General features: G+C 52.2%; 7 protein-coding genes. 5 read left to right on the top strand and 2 right to left on the bottom strand.

Going from position 1 to position 7,541, the window contains the following annotated elements:
* Nucleotides 1-137 precede the first annotated feature (137 nt).
* Complete coding sequence (locus VE954_RS24470) at nt 138-620, bottom strand: hypothetical protein (RefSeq protein WP_324957755.1); 483 nt, start codon at nt 618-620, stop codon at nt 138-140.
* A 16-nt stretch (nt 621-636) separates the two neighbouring features.
* Here VE954_RS24470 and VE954_RS24475 point away from each other — a divergent pair, with 16 nt between their 5' ends.
* The 5 genes from VE954_RS24475 to VE954_RS24495 all read left to right on the top strand — a co-directional run bounded on the left by VE954_RS24475 (nt 637) and on the right by VE954_RS24495 (nt 7,017).
* Complete coding sequence (locus tag VE954_RS24475; RefSeq protein ID WP_324957757.1) at nt 637-1,236, top strand: hypothetical protein; 600 nt, start codon at nt 637-639, stop codon at nt 1,234-1,236.
* Between the two features lie 217 nt (nt 1,237-1,453).
* On the top strand, nt 1,454-4,813 hold the full coding sequence (locus VE954_RS24480; protein ID WP_324957759.1) for a hypothetical protein: 3,360 nt from the start codon (nt 1,454-1,456) through the stop codon (nt 4,811-4,813).
* A 121-nt stretch (nt 4,814-4,934) separates the two neighbouring features.
* Nucleotides 4,935-5,306: a hypothetical protein gene (locus tag VE954_RS24485; protein ID WP_324957761.1), complete on the top strand. Its 372-nt coding sequence runs from the start codon at nt 4,935-4,937 to the stop codon at nt 5,304-5,306.
* Nucleotides 5,307-6,254, top strand: a complete 948-nt coding sequence (locus tag VE954_RS24490) for a DUF6929 family protein (protein WP_324957763.1) — start codon at nt 5,307-5,309, stop codon at nt 6,252-6,254. It begins immediately after the preceding gene.
* 181 nt (nt 6,255-6,435) lie between these two features.
* Nucleotides 6,436-7,017: an ATP-binding protein gene (locus VE954_RS24495; RefSeq protein WP_324957765.1), complete on the top strand. Its 582-nt coding sequence runs from the start codon at nt 6,436-6,438 to the stop codon at nt 7,015-7,017.
* Nucleotides 7,018-7,046: 29 nt separating this feature from the next.
* On the opposite strand, the gene VE954_RS24500 is transcribed toward VE954_RS24495, so the two are convergent.
* Nucleotides 7,047-7,409: a CBM35 domain-containing protein gene (locus VE954_RS24500; protein WP_324957767.1), complete on the bottom strand. Its 363-nt coding sequence runs from the start codon at nt 7,407-7,409 to the stop codon at nt 7,047-7,049.
* Between the last annotated feature and the right edge of the window lie 132 nt (nt 7,410-7,541).

Consider the following 7,541-nt stretch of genomic DNA (forward strand, 5'->3'; position numbering starts at 1 on the left):
GACGTCTTCCCTGGAGAGATCGGGAAAAAGGCCGAGTAAGCCTCAGCAAGAGCCCTGGTGCCCGACCGGCCAGGGAAGCGCTGAACGCCTGAAGGCCAGGAATCTCCATCCATAGCCCCTGGCTTGGGTGGAGAGGTTTAACAACGTTTATCAACTTCGTGGCTCTGCTGAAAGACCTTGATGTCACACCGCGACGCATCCAACGTGAATGCGGTTTCATGACCCCCAAGCAGCTGGCTTGCTATTTCATAACCGATCACGGAAAATTTTCGTTTCGAAAAAACTGGCGTCATGCACCGGCATTTGAGCGCGAAGTCCAGGAATTTCGTGAGCAGGCCGCCCAAGTCCTGGACGATCCCAGGCTTCACTTGCTGTCGGTAGGGGACTATTTCAAGGCTTTTCCACGCTCCCCGGAATTCATGCGTTACTTTTTCTATCCCCGGGCGCTGGGTTGCTTCGCCATGCACGAGGCCGCTGTAGAGGACTACCCGATGCGGGCTCTGGTGGCTTATTGGAATATGCACGCGATCGTCGGCAGCCATCGGTCCGATCGCATGTGCCTGCCGGGAGGGATGCACTCTTATCTGGAACGATTCACGCCATGGCTCCAACAACATCATGGCGAGGTCCTGGCCCGTGCGCGCGTCGCATCGGGGCGGACCGGATTCCGTGGAGATCGTCACGCAAACACCTCAGGGTCAGGATCAAAGCCGAACCTTTGATGCCGTCGTGGTTGCTATCAAGCCGAATCATATTGCCGATCTGATTCTTGATAAAACTTCAGAACTGAATGCCATTCTAACGGCGATTCCCTTCCGGCGTGATCGTGTGGTGGTGCATACGGATGCCAAACTTCTGCCCCGGTCCAAGCGATCCTGGGGCGCATTCAACCTTACCATTCCCAGCTCTTTGGATCAGGTTTTGGGTCAGACTACCATAACGTTTTGGGTCAATCGTCTCTCCGTCCTCGACAAGCGCTTGCCTGATATCTTTATCACCCTCAACCCTCCACTTGAGCCTGATCCGGTCAGGATCATCCAGGATAGGATTATGATTCATCCGGTGGCTACTTTTGCGGGCATGCAGGCGATCGAGACGCTGAAGACATTCCAAGGCGGACAACGCATTTGGTATGCTGGCAGCTTTCTCGAAATACCGTATCTCCACGAAAACGCTTTCAATACAGGGATCGCAGCCGCCGAGGGCATCCTCCTGCGCCTTGGAGCCAAGCCTTAGACCTTTGAACCCAGTCTTTCCCCTAAAAAACCTCGCAAACCCTTGTCCTGATTGGTGTTGACAAAATTCCAATCTGTGGTATTTTGACGCGTCCTATCAAGGGGAGCATTGCATGAAGATTTCATTTTCTAGACTTTTATTAGCAATAACAATATGTTATTCCTTTTCATGTTCAAAGCTCAACAACCAACATAACGTGCTCGCGGTCGAATGCCAGATGCCACCCTCCACTCTTACGGAAGGTCTCTTGCGCATTATGGACGAAAACGGCGAACCGCTGAGCGCGGAACGATTGTTCAAGGTTCAGGCCCAATTTCAAAATCAGGCCGGTCAGCGTTCTCCACTTGCGCTCTCGTCTCAGGCTTGCATTCGTCTTCCTCAGGAACAAGGCTTGGTTTTGGTGAGCCTCCCCGCGGAACGTAAAGCCCTGGTTCATTCCCTGCCAACATCCGAACCGACTTTCATGCGAAAGAATCTGCAAGCGGCTTCCGGTCTCAGCACAGCATTTTCCTGTTCGAACGACGGATTTTTTGCCAACAAATCGTTGCGGCATGATTGGTCCTTCGAGTCGACTGTCAACGCACAAACTTTAAAGCTGGTGGTACGAGCCATTCGCGAGCAGGACGGCCAAACTCAAAATCTTTTCACCCAGGACTTTGGTGCTTCGACGCTTCAATTGCCGGATACTCTCGATACTTCAGCTCTTCGCGAAGGCATCTATCGGCTTGAAGTGGACGCCTATGACCTTCTGGATAACTTTGGTGAAACCTCGCGTTCTCTCATCAAAAAAAGCTGCCCGCTCACCGTCCTGCGCCGTTCGCCGTGGGTTGGCGGTCTCGTCGACACCTCCACATTTGCAGTCTATCAACCAGGCAAAGCGCTGCCTTGGAAAAGCGAAGGACAGGATTCGCAGCTTCATGCCTGCCTCGAGGAGAGGACAGCGACCGCCGCTGACTCCAACACGCCCTCGTCGTGCCAGCCGCTTGGAAAATGCACCCATCCCGAAGCATTCCACGCGGTGTCGAGCATCACAGCGAGCAAGCCAGGACTGTATGATATTTTCACTTTTGCCAGGGATCGTGCTGGTAACGAAAGCCCCGTACTTTGCCAGACAGTGGCCTTCTCCGCCACAGCACCGGATTTGAATCTCGCTTGGATAAATAAGTTGTGGAACCAGGAAGGTTCCGTCATGCGAGATATGGATGTCTTCATTCGCGCTCATGTTCAGTTGAACAAGCATGAAGTCCTCTCTCAGGAAAGACTTAAAGAGACCCTGGAATGTAAAGTCGATTTCGTTTTACAGTCCAAAGATACTCTGTCCGGAAAGGATGTGATCTGTACCAAGGGACGCTGCCGTGGGCTTTCCTTGGCGGACTATAAACCTTGCGATCAGGACATCGAGTTCACGTTGCATGAAGCCTGGCAGCAGGCCGCTATCCATGAATCGGTCATGCGGCTTCACGTCCGAGCCCAGGATGGTGCGGGCAACCTTCGGGAAGTCAGCCGATCGATTGGAATCAATCGTCGCGCCTGGATCATGGAACGTCTCGAATATCGTCAGAATGGGGACGCGGTGAGCCCGCAGCAACTGATCCAGGACACGAAAGGTACATCCATTGCCACGTTTGAGGATGGGACCATTCAAAAATGGGATGGTACCAAATGGGTGAATACGACCCCAGTTCTGCCTGGACGGCACCAACATATTCAACTGAATATGACGGCCCAACAGGATATCTATGCACACTTTACGAGAGTCATGCCCGAAGATAAAAAACTAACTGGCATCGCTCGCTGGAATGGGGAGTCATGGATTTGGATTCCATCTGCCGATGCTCAGTCGGATTCACCTTTCTTTAATGATTGCAAGGGTCCCTATAATTTTGTGAAAACCGGTTTCTATTGCCGTTTTGCAGACGGCTATCGCCACTTCGATGGACAGCAATGGCATCCACTCATTCCTCTTCCGCTTGTGGAACGTCCCGAGGATTCCTGTGCTGCTGCTTTCCCCTTTGTCACGCTGGATTCTTTAGGGCGCCTTTGGCAAATTTGTGCGGACCAGCTCTGGGTATGGGGCCCCGAACCACGCTGGCGTCTGGCCTTCAATTTCCATCAAGGTAACGGTCGTAGTTTGGCTTCCATTTTTGCCGACAGTCGCGGGGGTATCTATGCCCTGGCCATGAACATGGGCGAAAAGATTCTGGGCTATTATTCTGATGTCGATAGCTTTCAACCCTTGCCCCTGCCTCCAGGTCCTGCTGGCAGCCTCACGTCGTGTGACCCCGGCCTGGATCATGAAAATCGGCTTGTCTGCGAACGTTACGCTTGGAATGCCAAACAAAAGCAGTGGGAAGAGCTCGATCAGTTCGCTGAGCTTGATTATAAGGCCTATCCTATCCTGAATAGCGATTACGGTGGAGTTGAATCCTTCAATCCTATTCGCATGCCCGGGAATGCTCTGCGTGCGTGGACGGCGCCTTATGATGGTTTTTATCTTGAGTCATCGACAGGGCTCAAGCATTGGCCTTCCGCCTTCACTCAGGCCTTCTTGAATACGTTGACTCATGTCTACCGAAGTCCTGATGGAACGCTTTGGCTTAACGCATCCTCGGGTAGAAATGGCACGCGTTCCATCTACCGCATTCAACCCAATCACTTATTGCCCTATGATGAAAAAATCCTGGGCCTTTCCCACGGGATGCTCCCCCAATTTTGGGAGGATACCGAAGGCCGGATGAAGCAGGCTTTTTTTGAACGCGGCATTCACGTCTTTAAAGACGGCATGTGGCAGTACGAGAGTCCAGGCGTGCCTGGCGGCGTTGCACACTATGTTAATTTTGAGTCACGTGACGGCACCCTTTTTGCTTCGACTTACACGGAAGTTTGGATGCGCCTCAAAGGTGATACGAATTTCAAGCTTCTCAATGAAAAGTACCTGGGCGGTATGATATCGCGCTTCGAAGAGACGGATGACGGCAGCGTCTGGTTTTATGCGGATGGTAGTCGAGTCATGAATCGGGTGCAAAATGGCAAGCGTGAAGTGATGGCGCTGCCTGACGGTTCCCCTGATCCTATCCTCAATACGATGGTATATAAGGGCAAGCTGGTGGTTATTACGGCCAGTCAGTTCTACATTTTTACAAAAACTTCTGATAGCGAGCCAGCATTTCGCGTCGTCACGCCTCAAGAACTTGGACTGGAATCCTATGTTCCAGGAAGCACTTTAACGATCATGAAGATTGCAACTGATCAGTATTGGGTGACCATAAATTTTCCGACCGGCGATAAACAGGTGCTGATACGCAAGAGTCACGAAGGAACCTGGGAGCCCTTGGTTGAGCCTGATCCTCTTATGTTTGGTCTGGCAGCAAATAGCTCGGGTGTGATGTATGCTTGCACGCCGCAGGGCATTCATAAAAAAACCGAACAGGGCTGGAAAGTTGTTCTGCCTTACGATCAGCTCAAGCATTCGCTGCAGTCCAAGGATATGTTTATCCTCTGGCTGTATGTTGACTCCTATGGCCGCCTTTGGCTGAACACGGGAGGCCCCTGGCTCCTGTCGCGCTTTGACGGTTGACGACCGCCAAACCCCCGTCCCGTGGCTTAAATTTCCAACCGGCCCTTTATTTGCAAGAGGAATACTAGTTCGGGATGACGGACGTGTCGCATCCCATTCCTCGCAATTGTTGGGTGAAAATATGGTCGGTCTCTTATCCTCGCTTATCTGGCGAGGCATTTCCGAAACAATGGTCGCTCGGCACGATATCAAACGTTTTGAAGGCAAAAAGAATGTTCTGGTGGCTTTGGCTCCCGACCGGACTCATCCGGCCATGATGGAAGCCAGCCGCCTCTATGAAAATTGGGATGACAAGGACTGGGCTTTTGTGAAGGAGGACTATCCCGAAGGGGCTCTCCATGAGAGATTTCAATGTCCCCCCCAGGAATTTCGTCTCTATCTGGTCAATCGGGATGGTGAAGTGCGAGGCGAAAGTTGGGTGGCGTTGCCTTTGCCAGAGATATATAACAGAATCAAACAAGACAACAACGAAGTGATAGCCGGACCCTCGTGAATGAACATCAGTCTCGAATTGAAACGTTTGCGGCAGCTCGATCTGGAGCCCAACCTGAATGAGAAGCGTCGCCCTTATTTAAGCTCGGCCAGTGGATTGGTCCAGGCTCATGGGCGATTGTATGTCGTGAGTGATGATGAAATAAGCCTGGGCGTTTTCCCCTTGACCATGGGCCAGCCGGGATTCCTTTTACCGATTTGGGAGGGTCGTCTTCCCGAGAAGAAAGACGAGCGCAAGAAGCTCAAGCCTGATTTGGAGTCTCTGGTACTTCTGGATACAAAGATGTGGGCGAGCGGCGGCTCGTTGCTTGTGATTCCGTCAGGTTCAAAACCCAACCGCCAGGAGGGAGCCCTCCTTCACTTCAGCGAGTCAGGGCTGCTGCAAGGCAAGCCACAGCCGATCCACTTTTCACCGCTCTACCAGCACCTGCAGAAACAATTTCCCGATCTTAATATTGAAGGAGCCACCGTCAGTGGTTCCACGTTCAAGATCCTGCAACGGGGCAATGGCCAATCATCACGCAATGCTGTTATTAATCTGGACTTTTCCAGTGTCTTACAAGGACTCGGTTCCCATCAGCAAATAAGCCCAGACACCATCATCAGCATCAAGCATATCGACCTCGGAACTCTGCACGGAGTCCCCTTGGGTTTTACCGATGCTGCCAGTCCCGCCCCCAACCAAACATGGTTTCTGGCGGCAGCTGAAGACTCAGAATCCACCTATCATGATGGTCAAAACATGGGTACGGCCATCGGCTGCCTCGACCCGAATGATCAGCTGATCTTCATGACGGAACTGCCTACTGCCATCAAGTTCGAAGGCCTGTTGATCCCCAGGACTGGGGATGCGCGCACCTTTTATGTTGTCTCGGATGCGGATGATCCCGAGTTACCCTCTGAACTTTATCAAGGTACTCTGCCTGTGCTGGATCACATCAGGCCATGACGATTTTAAGTCTTTGATATTTATCCTTATATCACCTCAACCGCCTCCCTTGCGAACAATTCATTCCTGCGGAGTCACCTCCACTCTGCACCCAATATCTTCATCGACCCTCCGAATCTGCAGATTAAACTGATCGATTTTGGAATCTCATCCAGGGCCCTCCAGGAGAACCCGGAGGTTTGTGCTGAGGGCATGCTCGAAGGATCCCTGGCCTCTCGGCAAATTAGCGCCCAAGGTCCTGGTGAACGGCGGGAACTACGAGTTCACCCAGGACGGGGCAAGGCTGCTCAGTGACGTCCTGGTGCATATCACTCGAAATTCGATGGACCATGGTCTTGAAATGCCACTGGTTCGTCAAAGCAAGGGCAAGGCCGCGGCAGGTCAAATCGAAATCAACTTGGAACCAGGACCCGACGAGTCTTTGCTGCTCATTTACCGGGATGACGGACAAGGATTGGGATTGGATAGCATCCTGAAAAAAGCCAGAGCTGAGGGCCTGCTCAACAGCGACGACCAACCTGAACCCATGATGCTGGCCCAGTTTATTTTTGCAGGATCGTTCTCCACCAGGCAGGAGGTATCAAAAAACTCTGGCCGTGGGGTTGGCATGAGCGCGGTCCAGCACACTCTGAAAAGCCACGGGGGATCGATTCGCATCGATCTCCTGGAAGACTGCGGCATCGCGCCGACGCCGTTTCAGTTTGTTCTTACGTTGCCCAAGCAGTTTTATTCACAGGCAGTCGATTGGCGCCGGGTTGATTAATCAAGCGGCGCGCTGTTGTATCTACGAGGTCAACGACGCTCCAACCACATGGCGTCCAAATCAATCCACCCCCAATCATCAGAGTCCATGCGCAACATCACGTTGTTCTGGCCTCGGGTAAGGGTAAGTGGAACTTTTTTCTCGATAAAGTTGGATGACTGCAGGAAATTGAGCCGGTTCAACTTCTGACCGTTGAGATAGACACTGTTGACCTTGTCTCCATAGGGGCTGGCGTAACGCAGGGTCATCTCATAGCTTCCACTTTCCGGCACGCAGAACGGCAGTTCCCACGCGGATCCGGCAACCTCAAAGCCCGTGACATAACCGTCGCCCCAAAAGCCTGAGCGTTCCGCCTTGCCCCATGTTTGGGCTTGGTGGCCCCACTCCCCTATATCTCAGCCAAGTATGAGACAGTTTCTGCCGATAAATTAGTATAATGAAAGTGGCGGAAATGAGGCTTCATCCATGTCCCAGACATCCAAAGACAAAAAGCTTGTGGGTTCAGCAACTTCAGAATCATTACC

It is taken from the genome of Oligoflexus sp. (assembly GCF_035638955.1).
GTDB lineage: Bacteria > Bdellovibrionota_B > Oligoflexia > Oligoflexales > Oligoflexaceae > Oligoflexus.

Bases quoted from the DNA above. Each gene is read 5' to 3' on its own strand.
- VE954_RS24470 (WP_324957755.1), bottom strand. From the start codon at position 620: ATGATGTTGTTGGAGCCATGGCGTGAATCGTTCCAGATAAGAGTGCAT.
- VE954_RS24480 (WP_324957759.1), top strand. From the start codon at position 1,454: ATGCCACCCTCCACTCTTACGGAAGGTCTCTTGCGCATTATGGACGAA.
- VE954_RS24485 (WP_324957761.1), top strand. From the start codon at position 4,935: ATGGTCGGTCTCTTATCCTCGCTTATCTGGCGAGGCATTTCCGAAACA.
- VE954_RS24490 (WP_324957763.1), top strand. From the start codon at position 5,307: ATGAACATCAGTCTCGAATTGAAACGTTTGCGGCAGCTCGATCTGGAG.